Source organism: Paenibacillus sp. yr247, assembly GCF_900103825.1.
Lineage (GTDB): Bacteria > Bacillota > Bacilli > Paenibacillales > NBRC-103111 > Paenibacillus_E.
In genome coordinates, this window is sequence record NZ_FNIF01000002.1 from 115,494 (window position 1) to 139,311 (window position 23,818).

Sequence of the window (23,818 nt, forward strand, 5' to 3'; positions counted from 1 at the left end):
TTTACCAGTGGTAGAATTGAAAATGCAGTTACAATTTAGACACAGAATACAAAGGCAGGATATGGCATGACAAACTTACTTCGAGAATGGAAGTCTCAATTTGATGGATACAGCCGAAATATTATGCTGTTCTTTTGGTTTAACTTTGTATGGAACTTAGGTTTAGGCATGTTTGGGCTCGTCTATAACCTATATGTTAAAAGCTTAGGCTATGAGCAAACGACAGTCGGCAGTATCGTAGGCATGACGTCACTTGCCGCGGCTATTATTCTAATACCCGCAGGCATCATGAACGATCGATTCGGACCTAAACGCATCATTACGTTTGGTCTCGTTTTCACTATTGGAGCATTGACAGCACGCTCCCTTATTGAAGCCAAAGAGGGCATGCTCATCTCTTCCTTCTTCGGCGGAATGGCACTTGCTGTAGTTTCGGCAACCATCCTGCCTTTTATGGCTAACAATTCTACCCCACAGCAGCGCGTTCATCTATTCAGCTTTAATATGGCGCTTGTTATGCTTGCGAACGTAATAGGTATTGCACTGGGTGGGGTTCTCTGTGACTTTTTCCAATTCATTATCGGATTAGACGAAATTCGAAGCTTGCGCTTTACACTATTGATCGGAGTTAGTTTCGCTGCACTTGGCTTTATACCTGTAGCTTTATTCAAAAAAAGTGAGCAAGAAATACAGCCGCGCAGCAATTCTCTAAACTGGAAGCAAACGTGGAGCGTTCACAAACCATCCCTTCAAGTCATTGGTATTTTCTGTTTACTAGGCTTACTGTCATCATTGGGAGGGGGGATGATTGTCCCCTATTTAAATGTGTATTTTGAAGATCGATTTGGCGCTTCGAAGTCCGCAATTGGCATCGTTGTCGCACTAGGTCAAGGCGCTACAGCGATAGCTTTTCTCATCGGACCCATGATTGTGAAAAGGTATGGGGAAGTTAAATCTGTCGTTTACCTCCAGTTAAGTTCAATTCCATTCCTCCTCTTAACGGCCTTTTCGGCTAACTTTTATTTATCTTCGGGTGGATACTTGTTCAGACAAGCATTAATGAACGCTGCGAATCCTTTCTACAACTCGATCAAAATGAGCTACGTCCACCGTTCCCTCCGCGGGTTGGCATCCAGTTCAGGAGAAGCTGTTTTTAATTTAGGCTGGTTCTTAGCATCTCCCGTAAGTACAGGCCTTGTTTTCCGTTATGGCGCTTATTACGGTTACGCGTATGCTTTCTGCATCACAGCTGTAGTGTATACAGTAATCTCCTATTTATTCTATACCTTTTTCGGAAAAAATCGGTTCAAACCCGTTGAAGAATCCGTATAAAAAATGGTTCTTTCTATCGTTGACTTGGGCGATGGAAAGGAAATACAATAAATGAGAGCGCATACAATTATACTGCTCATTATCGAAGATCAATTGTGAGGGGACTTCCAAAATGAAGAATAAAATCATCTTTAATGGACAAAGTATTGTCTTAACATGGATGATCTCCTATATCGTCATTCTCCTTTTACCTGTGGCAATTGGCCTATTATTGTATGTGGAATCGAGTAGAACACTGAAAGAAGAGATTCAGCAAGCGAATGATTCCTTATTGAAACAAGTACGCGAAGTGATGGACAACCAGTTTAAAGCTATGGAACAATTGAACTTCGAGATCACCTGGAATGTGAATATGCAGGAGCTGCTTTATTCCAACAAGTATGAAGCTTTCCCTAATGAATATAGATATGACGTCTCTCAAATCGCACGCAATCTCTCAATCTACAAAACCTCCTATCCACTGATCGATTCTTTCTATGTCTATTTGTATAAAGATCAATCTGTCGTTCTTCCCACTACCGTTCGATCAAGCAGCTTTGCCTATCAAACCTTACATATGAGCGATGCCTTCCCCTTCTCAGCCTGGCAGGACATCATGACTCGAACCTATTTCAAAGGCTTTATTCCCATGTACCGGGTTGGCGATGATAACATTCTGCAGAAAACAGTAGCCTACATCAGTACGTACCCCATTGAGCATAATCAGCCGCTAGCTACCAACGTCATTATGGTCGATCAGTCACGTATTCTTGGTGCCATTCAAAATATGGAGATTTTCAACAAAGGTCACGTACTCATCCTCAATGAGGAGAATCAAATTTTAGCTTCCAATTCCAAAGATACGCTTCCAACTGATTTTCCTTACAATAAATTAGAGAACACTCCAAACTTCTATTTTTCCGGTTCAGATGGTGAGAAATATGAAGTTTTCAATATTCAATCACCTCGTTCCAAATTAAAATACGTATCGATCATGCCCAGTACGATTTATTGGCAAAAGGCTGCTCATATCCGTAATCTGACTTATATAAGCATGGGGATCAGCTTGCTGGGCGGGGGTATTCTGACGATTGTCTTTCTTCGAAGAAATTATAATCCCGTTCGCCGCCTGGTTCATGCATTTTCCAAAAAACAGACCTTTAAATCTGGTCAACGCTACAATGAATTTCATTTCATTCAAGAAGCCGTGGATAGTACGCTGATTGAAATTGCTGATTTCAAAAGTAAAATGGAGCAGCAACGGCACATTGTCCGCTCTCACTTTATTGAAAAGCTCCTGAAAGGAAAGCTGGACAGCCAAATTCCTATCGATGAAGCCTTAACAACCTTTGAGATGAAGCTAGATCGGCAGCATTTTGCCGTCATGCTGTTCGTTGTCGATAAGAGTGAAACCTTCACTGATCGTGTTAACCATATGCCAGAAGCGGATAAATGGAAACTTCTTCAATTTATCATTATGAATGTTTTAGAGGATCTATTATCCAAGAGGCACAGGGGCTATGTAGCAGAAATCGATGATACGCTTGCTTGTTTAGTAAATTTGACGATGGACGATGGACCTAGTCCGAAAGAGGAGCTGCTTCGCATCGCAGAAGAAGCTCAAACGTTCCTCTCTTCCACCTACGACATTCACCTAACAATTTCAATCAGCAGCATCCATGAGCACATCACCAATGTCCCGCAGGCTTTCCTAGAAGCTTTAGATTCCATGGCTTATAAGCTGGTTATGGGAGGGCGTGAGATTCTCGCATATGACGATTTGCAAGTTAATGTGGTTTGCGAGTCTAAGACTGGCTATTATTATCCCATGCAGGTTGAACAGCAATTTATGTATGCCGTGAAATTGGGTGAGCTTGAAGAGGCGCGGAGTATCCTTACCGAGATTATGCATAAAAACTTTGAATGTCGTGAGATTTCTGTCTCCCTAACCAAATGCCTGATGCTGAATCTGGTAACGACTATGATGAAAAGCATTAGCGAAACCGGGGATATCCAGGAAAGCTTCTTCATTCGTAATCCTAAACTCCTCGACCGCCTGCTATCTAGCAAGACCGTCCAAGAAATGCATCAGCAGTTGAATGATATGCTGGTTCAAGTTTGTGCATACACATCAGCTAAACGTCAGCAAACAATATCTCAATCCAGGCAAAAGGCGCTTCATCAATTGGTGGAGGAAGTTTCGGCCTATATCGAACACAATTATACAAATGCCAATTTGAATGTTACGATGATTGGCAGCCATTTTGACCGCAAAGCCACCTATCTGTCAAAGCTATTCAAGGATTATGTGGGAGAAGGGTTACTCGATCGAATTAACAAGGTCAGGATCGACAAATCTAAGCAGTTACTAAGACGTCAGGAGCAATCCGTTGGCGATGCTGCTTATGGGGTAGGCTTCAATGATATCAATGCTTTCATCCGTGTTTTCAAAAAAGTAGAGGGCATCACACCGGGGAAATACAAGGAACTCATTGAAAAATAATCACTTCGTTCGAAAATAGACTCACTACAATTGGGGCAGCCGCAGGGTTGCCCTTTAAATCAACCGTTTCATGCTTCAAATTGGCTATTTTCTTGATTCAATTGGACATTTTGTAGAGCATTCACACAGAATTCGAGAAGCAATTGGATAATTTGCAGATGGTTAAATTGTAAGCGTTATCATATAGTGAAAAAAGACATATGGCACCTCTACTCGCACAATCATAGCCAGTTTTTCCGGCGAAAAACTCAGTAACGCTTTCGATGCCAGTTTTTCTGGCGAAAAACTCAGTAACGCTTTCGATGCCAGTTTTTCTGGCGAAAAACTCTTAGGAGGTCAACCATGCAAAAAAACAGAAAGAAAATGTTCGCCGTTCTGGTTGCAACAACATTGATGGGGAGCTTAACTGTCGCATGTACATCGAATACCCCAACCGCAAGTAATAGCGCTAGTCCTAAAGCAACTACCGGGGGAACGGCTGCTCCTAGTGCAGCAGCTGTTACTTACCCGCTTAAAGTGGACAAAACGTTAACTTATTGGGGAGAAATTACTGGCAACCTAGTGGGTGTTAAAGCAGCTCATGCGGATGTACCCTTCTTCCAAGACTGGCAGAAGAAAACGGGTGTTAATCTAAAGTTCAGCGCTCCTCCTACGAATCAAGCCGCACAAACTCTGAACGTCCTGTTAGCGTCAGGAGATCTGCCCGATATGATTGAGTTTGATTGGCAGGGTCAGTTCCCTGGCGGACCTGAGAAGGCGATCAAAGATGGATACATTCTAAAATTGAATGATACGATTGATAAATTTGCACCGAATTTGAAGAAATTTCTCAAAGAGCATCCGGAAATCGATAAACAAGTAAAAACCGATAACGGCAGCTATTATGCCTTCCCTTTCATCCGTGGCGATGATGTTCTGCGTGTTTTCCAAGGTCCCATCGTCCGGAAGGATTGGCTCGATGATCTTGGTCTGCCTGTTCCACAAACCATTGATGAGTGGTATACGACGCTCAAAGCGTTCAAGGAGAAAAAAGGAGCAACAGCTGCTTTCTCAGTGGTAAGTGTTCCTAGACCTTTCCAAGAACTGGCAAATGGCGCTTTCGCAGGCGCTTTTGGCGTGACGCGTGATTTCTACACGGATAATGGAACGATCAAGTTTGGTCCCGCTGAAAAGGGCTATAAAGACTTCCTGGCCACCTTCCACAAATGGTATGAAGAAGGTCTGATTGATAAAAACTTTGCAACGGCGGATGGTAAAGCCTTAGACGCCAACATGGCTTCCGGAGCAACAGGCGTTACCGTAGGAAACGCAGGGGGCGGTATCGGTAAATGGCAGCCGCTTATATCGGCTAAAGATCCTAAGGGTGTCCTCATAGGAGCTCCATATCCGGTACTTAAAAAAGGCGACGTTCCTATGTATGGCCAAAAAGATCCAGCTAATGCTCCTGGTGGTTCCGTCGCTATCACAGCTTCTTCCAAAAATATTGAAACCGCAACAAAGCTTCTTGACTATGGTTACTCCGAAGAAGGTCATATGTACTTCAATTTCGGAACCGAGGGCACTGCTTATAAATTAGAGAACAACTACCCGAAATACACGGATTTGCTCATGAAAAATCCGGATAAATTAGCTCCGGCACAAGCCATGTCACTTTATATCCGTGGCAACTATAATGGACCGTTCGTACAAGATAAACGGTATATTGAGCAATATCTCGCTATGCAAACACAACGGGATGCCCTTACCACTTGGCAAAAAACAGATGTTGATAAACATAAACTGCCGCCAATTACGGCTACACCGGAAGAAAGCACAGAGCTTGCCAAAATCATGACAGACCTCAATACCCTTGTTGATGAAATGACTCTAAAAATCATTTTAGGCACAGAGCCAGTCGATAGCTTTGATAAATACATGGAGAAATTCAAATCCGTTAAGCTAAGTCGTGCTCTTGAAATTAAAAAGGCATCCTTAGATCGTTATAACAAAAGATAGAAAACAAGCCAGGGGAAGGGCAGCGGCCCTCCCCACTTTACTAAATCCCACGGTGAAAGGAGAGATATCATGCGTAAAGCCGGGGAAGCTACCTTCCAAACTCGCTTCAAGCGCGATTTTCTGCTGAATAAATATTTATACCTGATGATGGTTCCCGTTCTGGCTTACTACTTTACTTTCCATTATGCGCCGATGTATGGAGCCTTGATTGCGTTCAAAGAGTATACTCCTAATAAAGGCATTCTGGGTAGTGCGTGGGTTGGCTTCCAACATTTCAATGATTTCTTCAGCAGCTATTATTTCTGGCGAATTCTCAAGAATACGGTCATTATATCCCTCTACTCCCTATGCTTTGAGTTCCCGGCTCCCATTATTTTGGCGGTTCTCATTAATGAGCTTACGAATAAGAGGTTCCAACGCTTCGTTCAGACGGTCACATACATGCCGTATTTTATTTCACTGATCGTTATTGCCGGTATGATCAAAGATTTTACGAATAATGGCGGTTTAATTAATAACTTTCTGACTTACTTTGGCGCCAATGATACGGCTATGCTGCAAAAACCGGAATTGTTCCGAACAATCTATATCTTATCTGAAATATGGCAAAAGATAGGATGGGAATCCATTATTTATCTAGCCGCACTCATGGGCATTGATCAAGAGCAGTACGAAGCAGCGAAAATAGACGGGGCCAGCCGAATAAAACAAATATGGCATGTTACCTTGCCGGGTATTCTCCCTACCATTGCGATCATGTTCATTCTGCGTATGGGGAATTTATTGAACGTTGGCTTTGAGAAAATTATTTTGCTCTATAACCCCAGCACCTACGACACGGCTGATGTCATTTCCTCCTTCGTATATCGAAAAGGGTTGATTGAATTCGGTTGGAGCTACAGCTCAGCCGTTGGTTTATTCAATTCGGTCATTAATCTAGCCCTACTCATTTTAGCAAACAAAATAAGTAAAAAAATAAGTCAAAACAGCTTATGGTGAGAAAGGAGGTACTGAAGTGAGAACTAACTATTCAGACAAAATCTTTGTCACGGTCATCCACGTTTTATTGCTTTTGCTTGTTGTCGTTACCTTGTATCCACTTCTCTATGTCACCTTCGCTTCCATCAGCGACGCTGGCCAATTGATTACTCACAAAGGTTTTTTGTTTAAGCCACTAGGCTTCAGCATTGAAGCTTACAAAAGCGTTTTTCATAATCCTGCGATTCTAAACGGGTACCGAAATACGCTGTTCATCCTCTTTTTTGGTGTCACGATTAACCTAACTGTAACTGCATTGGGCGCGTATGTGCTCTCTCGTAAAAATGTCATGTGGAACCGTGTATTCATTTTCATTGTTGTATTAACGATGTTTTTCAGCGGTGGACTTATTCCGCTCTATCTCGTTGTTAAGGGCGTTGGTTTAATCGACTCGCTTTGGGCGACCATTTTCCCTTTTGCCGTTAACACATTTAATCTGATTATCATGCGTACAGCATTCATGGCGGTTCCAGAAAGCCTAGAGGAATCAGCGAAAATGGATGGGGCCAATCATTTTGTGATTCTTTTTCGTATCATCATCCCGCTTTCCATGCCCGTCATTGCCGTGATGATTTTGTACTATGCCGTTGAGAAATGGAATGGCTGGTTCTATGCATCCATCTTCCTGAAGGATCGTGAACTCTACCCGCTCCAGCTCACCTTACGGGAAATATTAATTGCGAATAACACCGATTCCATGTCATCAGGCGCTAATGCTGCAGAGCAATTTCAGATTGGGGAAACGATTAAATATGCAACCATTATGGTAGCTTCAGTGCCCATCCTGGTCCTATATCCTTTCGTGCAAAAATACTTTGTTAAAGGCGTCATGATTGGCGCTGTCAAAGGTTAAAACAAATCGCCGTTCGCCTCTTCCGAGGTGACGGCGATTTCTATAAGAAAAGCTATTTACGATCATTAATCGCTTTGATCATTTCAACTGGAATTTTCGGCTTTCTATCATAAGTGAGTAAGCCGTTAATTTCCTGCTCAACATCAGTTAATTGCGTGTAACAGTAACCTTGTACAACACCTGAATTCAGTAGTGGACGCATCACGGCCCGCAGCTTTTGCTCATAATCTTCGTCATTATCCGCCCCGGAATACCCCCAGCCTTCCCATTCGCTCTTCTTGTAAGCAATACCGCCAAATTCTGTAACAAGAATCGGTTGGCCTTCATACGGGAATCCTTCAACAAATAAGCGGCGGTTTGCCGGCATCGCTAGAACAGCCTTATCGCTTGCGCTGTAACGCTCTTTCAGCACTTCTTCACGCCACTCATAATCATGAATGGTGAACAGATCCGTTTTCACTAGCTCCCAACCATCATTAGACACAACTGGACGCATCGGATCGAGCGATTTGGTCAAATGATACATGGTTAATGCATGCTGCTGCTGCAGGTTATCAATTTGGATATTGGGAACTCCCCAGCTCTCATTAAGGGGAACCCAGGCAATAATCGAAGGATGGTTATAATCGCGCTCTATGGATGCTATCCACTCCTTCGTAAATCGTCCAACATATTTCTCCGTGTACTCGTAAGCATTAGCAGCCTCACTCCAGATAACCAAACCAAGCTTATCGCACCAATACAGGAATCTTGGATCCTCCAGCTTCTGATGCTTTCGCGCGCCGTTAAAGCCCATCGCCTTCGTTAGTTCGACGTCTTGTTTGATCGCGTCATCACTTGGCGGCGTCAAATTTCCGTCGGGGAAATAGCCTTGATCCAGAACCATTTTCAAAAAATAAGGGCGGTTGTTTAAACATAATTTGCCATCCTCGATCGATACTTTACGCATGCCAAAATAACTCGTAACCTCGTCTACAACTTGATTATCATTGATCAGCTTGAACGTGACATCGTATAAATTTGGATGTTCCGGCGTCCACCAAGCGCCTAGGCCATGATCGTTGAAATCCTTCAAACCAATTTTTCTCGCTCCGGACCCACTCCGAATCGAATACGTATCTTCCGAAACGAGTTTTCCCTTAAATGAAATCTCTACCTTCAGCAGTTGCTTGTCCTGTGCCTCGGCACCTTGAATAAAGAATTGGAATTCCACTTGTTTCGCATCGATATCCGGCGTAATTTTCACTTTATCTAAGTAGGCGTCAGGAGAAACCGCTTCTATCCATACGGTTTGCCAGATACCTGTCGTTCTTGTATAGAAAATACTTGCCGAATCGGCATGCCAGTATTGCTTGCCTCTTGGCAGAGTTACATCTTTGCTATAATCTACGGCTTGAACAACCAGCTTGTTCGTTCCATCCTGAAGGGCATCCGTGATGTCCGCATGAAAAGGGGTATGCCCGCCTTCGTGCTTCGCAACAAGAACCCCATTCACCCAAACCGAGGCTTCGTAATCCACCGCTCCAAAGTGAAGCAAAATCCGCTTATTTTGGAAAGAGTCCGGTAAGGTTAAATCTCTGCGGTACCACACAACATCATGAAATTCATTGCTGCCAATGCCGCTCAATTTACTTTGAAACGCGAATGGCACTTGGATAGTCTTGGATAACGCCTTACTCCCTAAATGCCATTTCTCTTTATTGCCCACTCGATCATCATCAAATTCAAATTCCCATTCGCCATTCAGGTTCATCCAGCTGTCTCGCACAAATTGTGGCCTTGGGTACTCTGCTCGCGGTTGGTTGATCATAAGTAAATGCCACCTCCATAAGATTAATTTTAAAGTTAATTAAATTAGATGAATATAACTAAGACTATTATCATTCCGAGCCTAAAAAATGTCAATATGTGTTATTTGATTAACTTTAAAGTAACACAAAAGCACCTCTTCTCAGAGGTGCTCTGCTTATCTTTTTGATTAATCGATGTATCCGGCGAACCCATTTTTCATTAAATAGTCCATCTCTGCTTCAAGAATCGTATCCACCGCAAGCTCCGTCAATTTCACATCGGGTCTGCTCAAAATATGATCGATTAGTTCATCACTGTCGATATCAACTTCCCCTTTGGCATTTTCTTCTGCTTTGTTAATAAAAGCTTTCTCAACCTGCAATACCAGCTGAATTTGCTTGGGATCTGCCTTCGTTTTCTCTACGATGAATTGTAAAAGCTCTTGTTCGTTTAATTGCTCAGTCATTTAAGGTCATCTCCTATTTGTTGTTTATGACTATTGTAGCATAGTTGTCCGAATTTTATTTTCCCTCCTTTATTACACGAATTACCCGAGGCTTGCTAACAACTCTTTGTTTATCGATTGGCTATTTGGTAATAATATCTAAAAGCGCTATCTGTGACTGCGTTTTCTAACCGTTAGGAATGTGAACATTCCTTGAAGTCATTGCATTCATCAAAAAAATAAGATATATTTTACTCTTGCAATAAAGTTCATATATAATATGTATATTTTTACAAAAAAATACATCGTAAGATGAAGAGGTGTACAATTATGACATTGAAAAAAACAGCAGCAGGAGTTCTTCTGCTTACTATGATGGTTTCCGGAGCAGCATGCTCCTCCGCACCAAAGACGTCTTCAAGCCCAGCTCCAACAACTAGCGCAACCGCTGCTCCGCAAGCAACTGCAGAGAGCCAAGATGCTGTCAATATGAAAGGCTATATCGGGGCTAGAATCGCTCAAGAGAAGGTAGGTTTCTTATTCGGAGAAGCTAAATCCAAAGATGGAAAGTTGATTCTTAACCCAGTCGCTGCAGACAGCAAAGAAAAAGCAGTGAAATTCCTTTCCAGCTATTTCGATACAGCAATGGCAGACAAGTTAGCTGCACATTACTTGACTGAACAAAAGGCAGATGGGGCCATTGTAACGAATACCACATCGTTCTTCCCAACTGACCTGCTCAGCACAAAAAAAGAAGAAATCACTTTCGATGCAGCTAATACGAAGGATCAAGTCAAATTCACTACCAAAGATGGCGTAACGTATACGACGAAAAAAGTGAATGACAAGTTCGTTCTCGGTGAAGTAGTGAAAAAATAAAAGAGCTTTCTCATAAGGACAGGCGAATGTTAACATTCGACCTGTCCGTTTATTTTCATTTGCGGAAGAAGGCAAATAGGTTAAAAAAAGAGACCCACAGCAACGGGCTGCGGGTCTTAAGGTATATATATTTTAAAGGGGGTCGAGTTCTATTATAAGCCTCTTTCATTAAGCCTAGATGAATAACACATTTCTTTTTGATTACAAATTTTATAACATTATGACAGTTAACTTCCTTTATGGCACTTTTATGGTAAATGGTACGATGAACACTTCATTCTGATGTTGAAACTGACCCCAGATTTTGTAGATGCCGCTTTTGGGGAAATTGATGGTGAAAGCTGCTTTAGGGCCCGAATCTTTCGTGTCATTGGGGTGGACATGTACGTATTCTTTGGCGTCTTCGCTTATGGCAATCACATGGCCCAGACTGCCCAAATAAGGTTGTAAATCGGTTATAGGCATTTTCGTTTCTGCACTTTTAATGGTGAAGATCATGTCTAAGCCCATTCCTGCCATCAAGTGGTCGAAGGAAAGGGTTACTTCTTTGTCACCTACTCTTTTTGTAAGATAAGGATCCGGTTGAAGCGTTTCTTTCTTTTTCTCCTGACCGTTAATCGTTACCCAGTGCGTTTGCACTGTCTCCCCCATTCCTTGCGGGGTAAAATCAGCGATAAGCTGGTAGTAGCCTCCTGCCGGGAACTTTGTCTTGATTTCAAATCGTCCCTCACCGACATATTCCGGATGTAGATGGTCAAAATAGGAAAGATCCTTACTGACGATGATCAAATGCATCATTTTCTCATGCATGATATCGAATTTATCAATGGGATTATTCCATTTATCTTGAATGAGTATCGTGACCGCAGCATCTTCATTAGGCATATAGTTGGTCGACGCGACTGAAAAATGAGCTATCGCATCATTGCTATGAACATGATCTGATGGAGAGACAGCCTTCATAGGCATCCCCATCATATTATGTATAGGGGCTTGCTTACCACAAGCAGTTAGCAGGATTGAAATAATACCAATAAGAACAGAAACCGAAAGCCTCATTGGATTCTTCTGTGCGTAATCGGTGTCGTTAGAATACTTAAACCCATAGAACATAACCCACAGATAAACATAGTTCCTCCCCAAAGTTCAGGTGCCCAATCCAATGTTTGATGCATGCTCATATCCGCAAAATATAAGCCCCAGATTAAAACAGGTAAAAGGAAGAAGACAACCCGATACTGCCAAACGCAGGATTCCTTGTTTTTGATCGATCGGAACAATATATCCCCGACAATCCCGCTAATCAATAGAATCACAATAGAGCCGTAATGGGAAAACCCATCAAGAACAGCCATCAATACCGCTTCAAAGACAAAGAAATAAGTCACAGTACCAAACGGAAGCTTCCATCTTCTTAATACTAGCATAATGGGCAAAACGAGAAGCATCGTTGTAACCATAAAATCCACGACGGCTCTTGCGACCGCATCATCTTCCCTTGCCATCCACAAATTTTGGCGGAATGACCAAGCGTACATGAGGAAAAAGGCCATAACAGCAAAGGTTAATGCCACCGAGGTCAAAGCAGGTAACAATTGACGAAACGATGGTGCTGCCTCATTCTCAGAGTGACTCATCGCGCGGTACGGACTGGTCAGAATCATAAGTGCCCCCGTCAATAAAATCAGATGCGTTGGGCTCAAGAGTGCAGCAATATTCTTCTCGATTCCAAGTACAGTATGCCAGTACATATCACCAAGACCGCCAATGAAAAAAACAATTACCCCGGCTACCCCAAACTTATAACCAGTCGGAATCGCCTCTGCCCAAGATGCCTGATGATTAGCCCTAGATTTGTTCTGATAGGTCAAAATAAATATCCATACGGCACATGCCAAATACCCCGAATACAAGATTGCATGCCAGGGTGTAAAAAAGGTTTCCACCGCACCGTGGTTATGTGCAAACCCGTCGATAAACAAGCCTACGATAAGCCACATCCCCATCAACATCGTGATAGAGTGCTTAAAATTACCGATATTCTTTCTCGTTAACGTCGTTGGCAGCTGCATTGACAAACCGATCATCTCCCTGAAATTTGTCTTTATATCCGTATTATAATACATATACTGGATGATTGAATATGACTGGATAGAAAGTAGGCTCTCTGTTGACTTCCTTTAGCGTCCGAATCCGCCAATGTGAATCCTGCTGCACTTGAAAGCGCAGTACGCGAATCATCTGAGCAATTATTTACGACAATGTCCTGTTATGAATTTGCGAAAATGATTGAGGTTACTCAATTGGAAGCACTCTGGGGACGCTTTGATGCTCGAGAGCATCCATCCTTCCTGGAGCTAGAACAGCTCTATATCAGAAGAACGCATGGACACAAGGTTTGCTCAAATTGGGCATCGATGATCCTCGATTAGCTGAAATTCTTGCCCAGCGATTTGCTCGCGAACGAAGAGAACGTCCCTTGGTTTATGAAACAACTTTCGAGGTTCTGAATGCTTTGCAATACAAGTATCAGCTATGAGATAGCCACATTGCCTGAATTGCTTGCCATTTTACTTCCTGAACAGCGTTAACTAAGAAACGCGAAAAAAAAGAGGCACCCTAGGATGCCTTCTCTTCTTCCTAGATTATTTTGAAATCCGGCTTCACCTTTGTGAAATTTGGGTTCTTCCCAGCTACCATCAGACCCATGCCCCAGTCGAAATGCGTTTTTTCGGTCGGAAAATCACTTGGATCACGGTACTGGAACAACACATTCCTTCTCGTTCTTGAACTGCGATTGGATTCTGAGCCATGAATCGTCAGGTAATTAAAGAACAGCACATCGCCGGCTTCAGCAACACACGGCGTCCCCTCTTTGATCGGATATTCCTTATGATTCAAGTAATAAGAGCCTACGTGCGGCAAATTACCGATGTTATGTGAGCCTGGGATGACGCGCAGGCAGCCATTTTCTTCATCAGCGTTATCCAAATGCACACTTGCAGCCAGCATCGTGTGCCGCTCATGAGGGAAATAAGGGTAATCCTGGTGCATCGGGAACGCTGCGCCGTTCTCTGGCGGCTTCACAAGCATTTTGGAATGATGCAGCTGCACGTTAGGTCCAATAATCTGGGTAAGCACAGCAGCCATATTCGGATGAATTACTGCTCGCATAAAAGATGCATCGTGATAATGCACATCATGAAAGCCTTTTAAGACAAGCTTTTTCAGCTCCTCTGCGGGGAGGAAGTCTCCTTGCCATTGTGCATTATGGTCAGCTTTCGATTGGGCTGCACGTGTAATAATCTCCTCTACGGCTTGTCTCATCTCCCCCACTTCCTGCTGATTGAAAACACCCTTAACGAGTAAATATCCATTTTCTTTATAAAATTCTACATCCTTTTGTGAGATCACAGACCATTCCTCCATCTTTGTGGTTGATATTAAATTGCTTTCTTATCTATAATTATAGGGAAAAGAATAGCGTTCTGTCTTTTTCTCCAAAGGACAGCTTTTTGCAGAATAAGGACATTTTATACATTAAGGATGATGATGGATGTACCTGTGTAAAGATACAAATTCCATGTTGAATGAAGTCGTAACGGTTATTCTTGGACCAGCAGCATGCTTTAAAATTCAATATTGGGGAGTTGACCCTTGCTTATTCGACAATCAGCCCCATAAGCATTCTTTCTTTGAGGTTTGTTATATCATTGGCGGTGAGGGTGAATATACAGAAGAAGGCGTTATTTATCCCCTAAGGGCAGGTACACACTTTTGTTCAAGACCGGGTATTACTCATCAAATCCGAACGAAAAATGGTCTATTTATTGTTTTTGTAGCTTTTGAATTGGATGAAACACAAAGCGAAGATACGATGCGTGAAGCCTTTAGCGATCTAGCAGAGCATGCCGAGGTTTGCATGTATGATGCGGATCATCACCCAACTGCCCTCTTGTGGAAGTCACTCTTGATTCGAGAGGGACATGGCAGCTTGCCAGCTGCTGCAATTCCTTCACTTGCCTACGCTCTGCTAGTTTCCTTTCTCACCTTATTCGGAAAAGACAATCGTAAACCGTTCGTTCATCGTAAAAATACGAATATGCTGCTTCAGCGAGCCAAGCTTTATATCCGCGATAACTTATCCCAGCCCCTACATCTTGGACATGTTGCTGGATATCTCAATGTTTCTGAGCGCCATCTTTCTCGCTTGTTTTCAGAGGGTATTCATGAAACCTACACAGATTTCATCCGAGGTGAACGCATACGCCAAGCAGCCCACCTGCTGCTGACAAGTGTGCTTTCGATTAAAGAAATTGCGGAAGTCACGGGCTTTTCTTCCGTTCATTACTTTTCTCGTACATTTATGGAAGAAAAAAAATTACCTCCAGGTAAGTTCCGCAAGCAGGAACAGAATTGAAGGTAGAGGGGGAAGCCATCTTTTATTTAGCGTGCTTAACGGCTGTATACCAACGGATTCAGCGCGGTAGCTGCCAGATCGCCTGGATGAGCACCGGGGAACCACGCTTTCAAATCGTTCTCGCGCGCCTTACTGTCCGGCTCCGCTATACGAATTCCGTCTGCATAATAGATTACAGTCATTACTTTACGCATCTTTTCTGTAGGATTACCAGGCGCGCTGTGCAAGGTCCACCCCGCGTGGAACGTTGCATCCCCCGCCTCCATAGCGCCGTGCGACATCGTTTCGAAGCCTTTGCCTTCAATGTAGCCGGCAAGCGTACGGTGGGATTCGTCGGAAATGACCATTTTATTAATATAACCGATAAGATGCGACTCCGATGCAAAGGTCATAGATCCCACCTCTTGCGAAATGGGTACTAGCGGCATCCACATCGTGATCGTTTTATCCGTGTTTAGCGGCCAATAGATTTGATCTTGATGCCAAGGCGTATGACCTCCATAAGGTTCTTTAAATAGGGCTTGATCATGATAGATTCTTACGCCATCCACCCCCATTAAATCAGCGGCAATTTTGGCAAACCGTTTAGCTAACACGAATCGGCGGACTGCTTCACTTTTCTCCCACAAATTTGAGATTTGGATAAACGCTTTACCATACGTATCTCGCTGCTCAAGTGGCTTATCCTGTTTATTTAATTCCTTCACCAAGTGACTAATGACGGGCTCGTAGGAAGAGACTTCTTCCCTGCTTGCCACCTGTCTAAGAACAATATGTCCTTTTTTCTGATAGCTTTCTTTCTGCTGCGCAGTCAGCTCATAGTTGTCTTCCAAAGAGGGTAACTCATTGATATTACTTGTTTCTTGCATGCTCATCCTCGGATCACCTCTTATTGTATATTTATAGCTTTATTATAGTAGTCAGCTAGTACGAAATCTTTGTCAAACAAGGTTTTATTATTGTCAAAAACAACTGGATTAGATGTACAATTAAGCACTACAATAAGAGATAAGAAAGAACTATTGCAGTCAGAAAGGATTCTGCATGCTCACCGAATTATTGAAACTACATCCGATTGTTCCTTTCGTAAGGCAAAGCGAGTTCGCCGTTCGCAAGCCGTGGACTTATCCAGAACGCAGGTTGCTTGATTACCTCTTCGTTTATATTCAAGAAGGTACTTGCTGTTTCAGTGTAGATCATCAGAAGTATATGTTTCAAGCGGGTCAATTCTGCCTTGTACAACCAGGAAGTTTGCTGTCATTGGAAGGGCTGACGAATACCATTACGCCCTATATTCATTTTGATTTATATTATAACGCCGAACGCGAAAACAGTTTCCCCACCCGTCCCGGTCAGATTGATTTATCAGCTTACTTGAATCTGCTGCAGCCAACAATCAACGATATCTATGGAATTCAAATGCCGGTGCATGTTAGGCCCTCTAACCCGTTAAAATTGAAAGAAACACTCTTTCAAGTCATCGAGCAGGCCGAGCTGCAGGATCCGCTCATACAGCTAAAAACCCAACATTTAGTTACAGAAATCATTATTTCGTTACTAGAAACATATTACCAAGGGACACAAACACCAACACATACGTTTGACTGGATTATTTCTTACTTTTCACATCATCTGAGTGAGCCCATTTCCTTAGAAAGTATGGCCAATCGAGCCAACTTGTCTATTTCTAGATTTAGCATTATGTTTAAACAGCGATACGGCCTATCCCCACACCAGTATTTGATCAACATGCGGGTTAATCATGCCAAGGAGCTGCTTACAAACACAGATCTTAGTCAAGAGTCCATTACGCTCTATTGCGGTTTTGCAGATTTGCATCATTTTTCCAAAACATTCAAGAAAAGAACAGGCTGCACACCTGGGGAATATCGAAAGGCAACCAAGTGCATTTGATAACCACTAAAAAACTAAAAAAATCCCCTTCCTCCGATAAAAATCTCGAAGAACGGGGATTTCTCATTTCCTAGGAAATAGTCTAAACTAGTCGAAATACACGGCTTTTCCTGTTTTCGCTGATTCATAGATCGCTTCTAAAATTTCGGACACCACACAAGCTTGCTCCGGTGTTACAATAGGATCTGTATCATTCTCAATGGCTTGAATCCATAAGCGCATTTCTAAATCCGGTGCACTTTCTGTCTCACCGTCATAGAAGGCAACGCCGCCAGCATTCAGTTCAACTTCGGTCGTGAATAAGCGGCTGTGCTTCTCGCCGTTAATGCGAAGACCGCCTTTCATGTCCGCGCCGCCCTCTGTTCCACTAAGCGTACATTTCGCTTCATCCACTTCAAGTGTGTTCAGCGCCCAGCTCGATTCTAGAATAATGGTAGCACCATTTTTCATTGTAATCATACCGAAAGCGGAATCCTCAACCGTGAACTTGGAAGGATCCCAAGGTCCCCAAGCATTTGCTGCATTTTCACGTTGGGATAATTTATGATATGAAGTACCAAGAACGACTTTCGGTTCATAATTATTCATCATCCACATGGTTAAATCCAGTGCATGCGTACCGATATCGATCAACGGGCCTCCGCCTTGCTTCTCTTCATCAAGGAATACGCCCCAAGTAGGTACTGCGCGGCGACGAATTGCATGAGCTTTAGCGAAATAAATCTCACCCAGCTCACCTTCCGAACATAATTGGTGCAAATGCTGACTATCGCTGCGGAAGCGATTGTTGTAACCAACGGTCAGCTTCTTACCCGTGCGTTTAGCTGCTTCCACCATACGGCGTGCATCTGCAGCTGTTTTGGCCATCGGCTTCTCCGACATGACATGCTTGCCTGCTTCTAGTGCAGCAATCGTAATTTCCGCATGCGAGTCGTTTGGCGTACAGACATGGACGATATCAATGGTTTCGTCTTTCAGGACCTCACGGTAATCTTCGTAAACACGGGCTTCGTCTTTACCATACTTCGTAGCAGCTTCTTGTGCCTTTTCAGAAACAATATCACAGAAAGCAACCATTTCTACATTCTTTAATTTGTTCAAACTTGGCATGTGCTTGCCATTGGCAATGCCTCCACAGCCGATAATTGCAATTCGATACGTTTTGGACATGATGATCCTCCTTAGATATATATCCATTATGCTTCTCACATCTGCTCATAGCTAGTACTATATAAGAGTATAACAAAAACCAACAAAAATAAAATTTCTGATTCTGGCGAAAATTGTATGCAATTGTGCCATGATGGAGGTTAATAGATGCTAATTAATGAAATTTCCAACAAGCTTGGCGTCACAGCCAGAGCCATTCGATTCTATGAGCAAAAAGGACTGCTGACTCCAACCAAACAGAAGGAGAATGGTTATCGAACTTACAGCGAGCAAGATGCGTGGAGATTACAAACCATTATCTCTTTAAGGTAAGTCGGAATGACACTTGAAGATATTCGGCTAACATTAACCCAAACCGATTTAAATGCTCAGGACGAAGTCCTAAACGCCCTTCAGATGCAGCGTTCCATGCTGTTCCAACAGTGGACAGAGATGAAGCAAATGATCGGAACCATGGACCAGATGATCCTTGCCGCGCAAGGGAGTGATCGACTGCCAACTGAACTGCTCTATGAATTGGCTAAGCAAAGCAAAGAGCTGCGTGACCTTCGGTTAAGCTGGCGCGACCATTGGGATTTCGATAGGAAGGCTTCACAGTTTGATATGCTGCTTCAGGCCGCTCCCTCTTTTGTAGATATCGCAGATAACGAGCAACAGACTGACAAGAGCAGCCTTCCTGTACATACAAGTTATCAAGCCGCTTTAGCTAAAATCACCCAGCTTGTTTCCCCGATTCATAACCGAAAAGGCCTGGATGTAGTAACAGGTACCGGCAACTTGGCTGGTAAGCTCCAGCAAATGGGGATGATCATGTCCGCCATCGACCAATCGAAACAAATGCTCAAGCTATGCGCAGCCAAATATAGGCAAACATAGAACTCAAGCTCGGCAATCTACCCCAAGAAAGACTTATTTCTAACCAACCTCATCTCATCTGAGGCCACTAAGCTGCCTATGATGCATGAGCAGGTCGAACTCTACATGACATATACACATTTAATGGCGTGGTTACATACACATACAAGTCATGTTACATCGGAACAAATTGGGGACAGCATCTACGTTGTTTACGCGCAAAAATGAGCCTGGGCCGCTGTTTAACCAGCACCCTAGGCTCATTATTTTTTGACGATATTCGCTACCAGTTTGTACCCAACTCCACGGATGGAATCAATCTGAACCGATTGCTGATTCATTTCCAGCTTCTTACGAAGCGAGCTCACATGTACATCTACGGTTCTCTGACCTCCAATGTAGTCGAAGCCCCAAACAATATTCATGAGGTCGTCTCTTGTCACAACAACGCCTGGGCGCTGTACGAGATAAAGCAGGACCTCAAACTCCTTTGGTCTTAAGGGAATAGATTCCCCATTCAGAACAACTTCATATTTCTCTGGATAAATGAACAATTCACCAGCCTGAATCACTTTCTCATTGGATTTTAGTTTGTCGGCTATCGCATCATCCGATTGTGTTCTGCGCAGAACAGCTGAGACTCGGGCAAGTAATTCTGCCACCCCAAAAGGCTTTGTTATATAATCATCAGCACCATGCTTAAGACCTTGAACAACTTCATCCTCTGCATTACGTGCTGTTAATATAATAACAGGGGTGCTGTTTCCTTTTTGTCTTAGCTTCGCCAATACTTCGAATCCGTTCAGTCCTGGCAGCATAATATCCAGTATAATTAAGTCATAAGACTGCTGCAGCGCCTCTTGAAGCCCATCTCCACCATGATCGACAACCTTCGTATTATACCCTTCCTGGGAAAGATTGTAAGAGAGTAATCGAGCTAAAGTCGGCTCGTCTTCGATAACTAATATTTTTTGTGCCATGGGATCCCCCGCATTTACAGTTTATTAACATTGCACAACCTTATATTACCACAGCATTATAAAGACAATGTAAATGCTTCATCAACCCCATGTAAATTAGTGTATGACAGGTAATTCGATCGTGAATTTTGTCCCTATTCCGACCTCACTATCGACGCGAATCGTTCCTTTATGCAGCTCAACTAAATGCTTCACAATGGATAATCCTAGTCCCGTTCCGCCTGAGCTTCTAGAGCGCGCTTTGTCTACACGATAGAATCTCTCAAAGATACGAGGTAAATCCTTCTTAGGAATCCCCATCCCCGTATCGGATACGATCAAACGCAGCCGCTCATAGTCACCATCCGCATTCTTATCAAGCGGTTCTACACGTACCTTGACCTTACCGCCATCTTGCGTGTATGCAATACCATTGGAAAGCAGATTGATGATAATTTGCCGTAACCGATCTTCATCCGCCTCGATATACATATCGTCATCGAGCTGCATACACAGCTCAATATGCTTCTTCTCCGCTTCTTTTTTTAATACGCTGAAAGATCTTTCCAGAAATTCAGGCAAATAGATTGGCGAGAAATTCATCGGAATCCGCTTCGATTCAATTTTGGATAACTCCAGAATATCCCCAATCAACCGATTCAACCGCTCACTCTCATCAAAAATGATTTGTAAGAACGATACGGCCGTTTCCTTATCGTTAAGTGCTCCTGCAAGCAGCGTTTCAGCAAATCCCTTCACGGCTGCAATAGGTGTCTTTAATTCATGTGATACATTCGCCACGAACTCACTGCGCATCCGCTCGAGTCTACGTACAGCCGTGATATCGTGAATCACGATTAGAACACCGGACCATTCTTCATCTTCTTGGGCGATTGGGCTTAAATGAATATCCAGAATGCGTTCCGCCGGGTAATAAAAAATCATCTCATCACGAATCGGCTCTCGCGTCTCTATACATTCTTGAATCAGCTTCGTAAATTCATACTGCTGCTTGGCTTCATTATATCTCTTTCCCAGCAGTTCTTGTGAGGAGAAGCCCAAAATATATTCCGCTGAAGGATTTAATAACATAATCCGTTCTTCTCGGTCAATCATCATGATACCGCTCATCATATTTTCCATAACGCCTTGAAGTCTGCGTTCATTTTCCCGAATCCGTGTCATCTGCTGCTGCAAGCTCTCAGACATCCGATTGATCGCCTGGCCCAGCTGTCCAACCTCATCATTGCTATAAGCCGGAACGCGAGATCCATAGTTCATATTCGTAATCTGCCCAGCTACTTTGGTCATTTTTTCAATGGGACGGGTGATCCCTTTTGCAATTCGGTAGCTAACGACACCTGCAATCAAGAACAAGACGATTAACCCTAAAATGAGAAAATACCATAAGCTGCGGATCGACTTCCCCACCTGCTCCAGGCTCATGGAAATACGTAAAAACCCTGTTGTTACCTGGGCATCGTTTTTTACCGGAATTGCTGCATACAGCATGTTTTCCATGAGGGTATCGCTGTATCGAGTACTATAGCCAACTCCATTTACTGCTGCCGCTGCAATTTCCGGTCGATTCATGTGATTGTCCATCTGCTCTGGATTTTGATCTGAGTCACCTAACACTTTTCCGTCTGCACGAACATAGGTCAATCTTTCATTTGTTGCTTCTTTAAGCAGTTTGGCTTGTCCGGAATAGTAGGAAATCAGTTCGGCATCAGTACCCTTTCGGTTCCAATCACCAGTTGCCATTATCACTTGAAGCTCGCGTTCCATGTTATCTTGCAAAGACTGTACGTGAGAATCCTCAAGCACCTTAGCCATAAAAATGCCGGCGATCAGCATCGAACATCCAATCAATAAAATCAAAATAAAAGTGAGTTTGGCACGGAATTTGGTCATCTGATATCTAGCCTCCGATAGATCAAGTCTGTCCATATTTTATGAAAACAAAAAGGAAAGGGCTACTCTACATAGTAACCTTTTCCTCCATGCCTAATCCAGTTATTTATTTGTAAAGATGAAAAAGAACGTACTCGTTCTGAATATTATTTGAAAACAGGCTCTTTTAGAGCTGACAGTTTCTCAAGCGAATTCTTCTCTACGTCAGCATGCAAGCTGTTGCCATGTGAATCCATGGTTACGATAGCAGCGAATCCTTCTGTTTCTAAGTGCCACATTGCTTCCGGAATTCCGAACTCCATGTAATCAACGCCTTCAACCTTCTTGAAGCATTGTGCGTAGTATTGTGCCGCACCACCAATAGCGTTCAAATATACGCCGCCATGCTCTTTCAGAGCTGCCAACGTTTTCGGTCCCATTCCGCCTTTACCGATAACCGCGCGAATCCCAAACTTCTTGATAATCTCGCCTTGGTAAGGCTCCTCACGAATACTCGTCGTCGGTCCAGCCGCTTTTACATGCCATTCGCCAGCTTCATCCTTACTCATAACCGGTCCACAGTGATATATGGCAGCGCCATTAAGATCTACTGGTGCATCATGGTCCATCAAATACTTATGCAGAGCATCGCGTCCTGTATGCATCGTACCGTTGATGACGACAACATCGCCGACTTTCAGGCTGCGGATTTGCTCTTCGGATATTGGCGTCGTCAAGACGATCTCACGGCGCTCTTCTTGCGGCACGTTCTTAACCGCTTCAGCACTTGCTTCGAAAGCCTCTTGGAACGAAACCTCCGTCCCTCTTGGATAGGACCAGCCATTGATTTCTCCGGTTTCCGCATTCAAGATTACGCCTTGACGGCGGAACGCCCAACAGTTGTAAGCAACCGAAACGAAGAAGCTTGCTGGCAAACGGTTCATGACACCGACTTTACAACCCAGCAGTGTCACTTGACCTCCGAAGCCCATCGTACCAATACCGAGCGTGTTTGCATGCTCCATAACGTACTCTTCCACTTTACGCAGTTCCGGATGTGGATTCACATCGTCAACGTGACGGAACAATTGATGCTTAGCCAATTCGTAACCGCTTGTACGGTCGCCACCGATACCAACACCGATAAAGCCGGCGCTGCAGCCTTGACCTTGCGCTTGATAGACTGCGTGCATCACGCATTTACGAATACCGTCAAGATCACGTCCTGCTTTACCTACACCCTCAAGATCGGCAGGCAAGCTGTACTGGATATTTTTGTTCTCACAGCCGCCGCCTTTGAGGATCAGCTTCACTTCAACGTCATCACGTTCCCACTGCTCAAAGTGAATAACAGGTGTTCCAGGTCCGAGATTGTCACCGCTGTTTGCTCCTGTAAGGGAATCTACCGAGTTCGTACGAAGCTTGCTCGCTTTAGTTGCATTGGCTACAGCTTCGAGAATTTGCTTCTTCATGATAATTTGGTTTGCCCCAACCGGACAGTGTATAATGAATGTTGGCATGCCTGTATCCTGACAAATTGGAGATACATTGCATTCAGCCATATGAATGTTATCGGAAATACGGGATAGGGACAACGCAGAGCGGGTTCCTTTGTCCTCGTTCTCCCCAGCGGCTTGAACCGCACGACGCACATCACCCGGAAGGTTTGTGGAGGTTTCGACAATCAAATCGTAGACGCTTTGATAAAAATGCTGCATGACTAGAAATGGCTCCTCTCTCGACTAACAAATGATAATAATTACAAACTATTATAACATACAAGGAGATACCC

Annotated in this window: 20 protein-coding genes; 10 read left to right on the forward strand and 10 right to left on the reverse strand. The window is 43.5% G+C overall.

Translation table 11 applies throughout. The features are described 5' to 3' along the window. Positions 1-66: 66 nt before the first annotated feature. From BLT91_RS05180 to BLT91_RS05200, 5 genes are all read left to right on the forward strand, one after another. Positions 67-1,332: an MFS transporter gene (locus tag BLT91_RS05180; protein WP_090817633.1), complete on the forward strand. Its 1,266-nt coding sequence runs from the start codon at positions 67-69 to the stop codon at positions 1,330-1,332. Between the two features lie 112 nt (positions 1,333-1,444). Beyond that, a complete protein-coding gene (locus tag BLT91_RS05185) occupies positions 1,445-3,814 on the forward strand; it encodes a helix-turn-helix domain-containing protein (RefSeq protein ID WP_090817636.1) in 2,370 nt (789 codons plus the stop codon). Between the two features lie 342 nt (positions 3,815-4,156). Further along, positions 4,157-5,809: an extracellular solute-binding protein gene (locus BLT91_RS05190; RefSeq protein WP_090817639.1), complete on the forward strand. Its 1,653-nt coding sequence runs from the start codon at positions 4,157-4,159 to the stop codon at positions 5,807-5,809. Positions 5,810-5,878: 69 nt separating this feature from the next. Continuing rightward, a complete protein-coding gene (locus tag BLT91_RS05195; protein ID WP_090817642.1) occupies positions 5,879-6,808 on the forward strand; it encodes an ABC transporter permease in 930 nt (309 codons plus the stop codon). A 16-nt stretch (positions 6,809-6,824) separates the two neighbouring features. Then, positions 6,825-7,700 carry a carbohydrate ABC transporter permease gene (locus tag BLT91_RS05200; RefSeq protein ID WP_090817645.1) on the forward strand — a complete coding sequence of 292 codons (876 nt, stop codon included), beginning with the start codon at positions 6,825-6,827 and terminating at the stop codon, positions 7,698-7,700. A 52-nt stretch (positions 7,701-7,752) separates the two neighbouring features. On the opposite strand, the gene BLT91_RS05205 is transcribed toward BLT91_RS05200, so the two are convergent. Then, positions 7,753-9,510 carry a glycoside hydrolase family 2 protein gene (locus BLT91_RS05205; RefSeq protein WP_090817648.1) on the reverse strand — a complete coding sequence of 586 codons (1,758 nt, stop codon included), beginning with the start codon at positions 9,508-9,510 and terminating at the stop codon, positions 7,753-7,755. Positions 9,511-9,678: 168 nt separating this feature from the next. After that, positions 9,679-9,957, reverse strand: coding sequence for a hypothetical protein (locus BLT91_RS05210; RefSeq protein ID WP_090817651.1), 279 nt, complete (start codon positions 9,955-9,957; stop codon positions 9,679-9,681). A gap of 309 nt (positions 9,958-10,266) precedes the next feature. Here BLT91_RS05210 and BLT91_RS05215 point away from each other — a divergent pair, with 309 nt between their 5' ends. Next, complete coding sequence (locus tag BLT91_RS05215; protein WP_090817654.1) at positions 10,267-10,815, forward strand: hypothetical protein; 549 nt, start codon at positions 10,267-10,269, stop codon at positions 10,813-10,815. Positions 10,816-11,052: 237 nt separating this feature from the next. Here BLT91_RS05215 and BLT91_RS05220 read toward each other — a convergent pair whose 3' ends face one another. The 3 genes from BLT91_RS05220 to BLT91_RS05230 form a co-directional block, all read right to left on the reverse strand. After that, the gene (locus BLT91_RS05220; protein WP_090817657.1) at positions 11,053-11,874 is read right to left on the reverse strand and encodes a hypothetical protein; all 822 of its coding nucleotides are present in this window, start codon (positions 11,872-11,874) and stop codon (positions 11,053-11,055) included. Further along, on the reverse strand, positions 11,871-12,902 hold the full coding sequence (locus tag BLT91_RS05225) for a hypothetical protein (RefSeq protein WP_175532102.1): 1,032 nt from the start codon (positions 12,900-12,902) through the stop codon (positions 11,871-11,873). The genes BLT91_RS05220 and BLT91_RS05225 overlap by 4 nt, the downstream gene beginning before the upstream one ends. A gap of 553 nt (positions 12,903-13,455) precedes the next feature. Beyond that, positions 13,456-14,229, reverse strand: coding sequence for a phytanoyl-CoA dioxygenase family protein (locus BLT91_RS05230; RefSeq protein ID WP_090817663.1), 774 nt, complete (start codon positions 14,227-14,229; stop codon positions 13,456-13,458). A 142-nt stretch (positions 14,230-14,371) separates the two neighbouring features. Here BLT91_RS05230 and BLT91_RS05235 point away from each other — a divergent pair, with 142 nt between their 5' ends. Then, on the forward strand, positions 14,372-15,235 hold the full coding sequence (locus tag BLT91_RS05235; RefSeq protein ID WP_090817666.1) for an AraC family transcriptional regulator: 864 nt from the start codon (positions 14,372-14,374) through the stop codon (positions 15,233-15,235). Positions 15,236-15,270: 35 nt separating this feature from the next. Here the strand turns inward: BLT91_RS05235 and BLT91_RS05240 are convergent, their stop codons facing one another. Then, on the reverse strand, positions 15,271-16,110 hold the full coding sequence (locus tag BLT91_RS05240; protein ID WP_254776799.1) for a phytanoyl-CoA dioxygenase family protein: 840 nt from the start codon (positions 16,108-16,110) through the stop codon (positions 15,271-15,273). A 169-nt stretch (positions 16,111-16,279) separates the two neighbouring features. On the opposite strand from BLT91_RS05240, the gene BLT91_RS05245 reads away from it, so the two are divergent. Continuing rightward, positions 16,280-17,149 carry a helix-turn-helix domain-containing protein gene (locus BLT91_RS05245; RefSeq protein WP_090817669.1) on the forward strand — a complete coding sequence of 290 codons (870 nt, stop codon included), beginning with the start codon at positions 16,280-16,282 and terminating at the stop codon, positions 17,147-17,149. A gap of 87 nt (positions 17,150-17,236) precedes the next feature. Here the strand turns inward: BLT91_RS05245 and BLT91_RS05250 are convergent, their stop codons facing one another. Then, positions 17,237-18,319: a Gfo/Idh/MocA family protein gene (locus tag BLT91_RS05250; protein ID WP_090817673.1), complete on the reverse strand. Its 1,083-nt coding sequence runs from the start codon at positions 18,317-18,319 to the stop codon at positions 17,237-17,239. 147 nt (positions 18,320-18,466) lie between these two features. On the opposite strand from BLT91_RS05250, the gene BLT91_RS05255 reads away from it, so the two are divergent. Both BLT91_RS05255 and BLT91_RS05260 read left to right on the forward strand, forming a co-directional pair. Further along, positions 18,467-18,631 carry a MerR family transcriptional regulator gene (locus tag BLT91_RS05255; RefSeq protein WP_090817676.1) on the forward strand — a complete coding sequence of 55 codons (165 nt, stop codon included), beginning with the start codon at positions 18,467-18,469 and terminating at the stop codon, positions 18,629-18,631. Between the two features lie 6 nt (positions 18,632-18,637). Next, the gene (locus tag BLT91_RS05260) at positions 18,638-19,195 is read left to right on the forward strand and encodes a class I SAM-dependent methyltransferase (RefSeq protein WP_090817679.1); all 558 of its coding nucleotides are present in this window, start codon (positions 18,638-18,640) and stop codon (positions 19,193-19,195) included. 242 nt (positions 19,196-19,437) lie between these two features. Here the strand turns inward: BLT91_RS05260 and BLT91_RS05265 are convergent, their stop codons facing one another. From BLT91_RS05265 to BLT91_RS05275, 3 genes are all read right to left on the reverse strand, one after another. Then, entirely contained in the window at positions 19,438-20,154 is a 717-nt protein-coding gene (locus tag BLT91_RS05265; RefSeq protein WP_090817682.1) for a response regulator transcription factor, read from the reverse strand. A 96-nt stretch (positions 20,155-20,250) separates the two neighbouring features. Continuing rightward, entirely contained in the window at positions 20,251-22,047 is a 1,797-nt protein-coding gene (pnpS, locus tag BLT91_RS05270; protein WP_090817686.1) for a two-component system histidine kinase PnpS, read from the reverse strand. A 146-nt stretch (positions 22,048-22,193) separates the two neighbouring features. Then, positions 22,194-23,744: a fumarate hydratase gene (locus BLT91_RS05275; RefSeq protein ID WP_090817689.1), complete on the reverse strand. Its 1,551-nt coding sequence runs from the start codon at positions 23,742-23,744 to the stop codon at positions 22,194-22,196. Between the last annotated feature and the right edge of the window lie 74 nt (positions 23,745-23,818).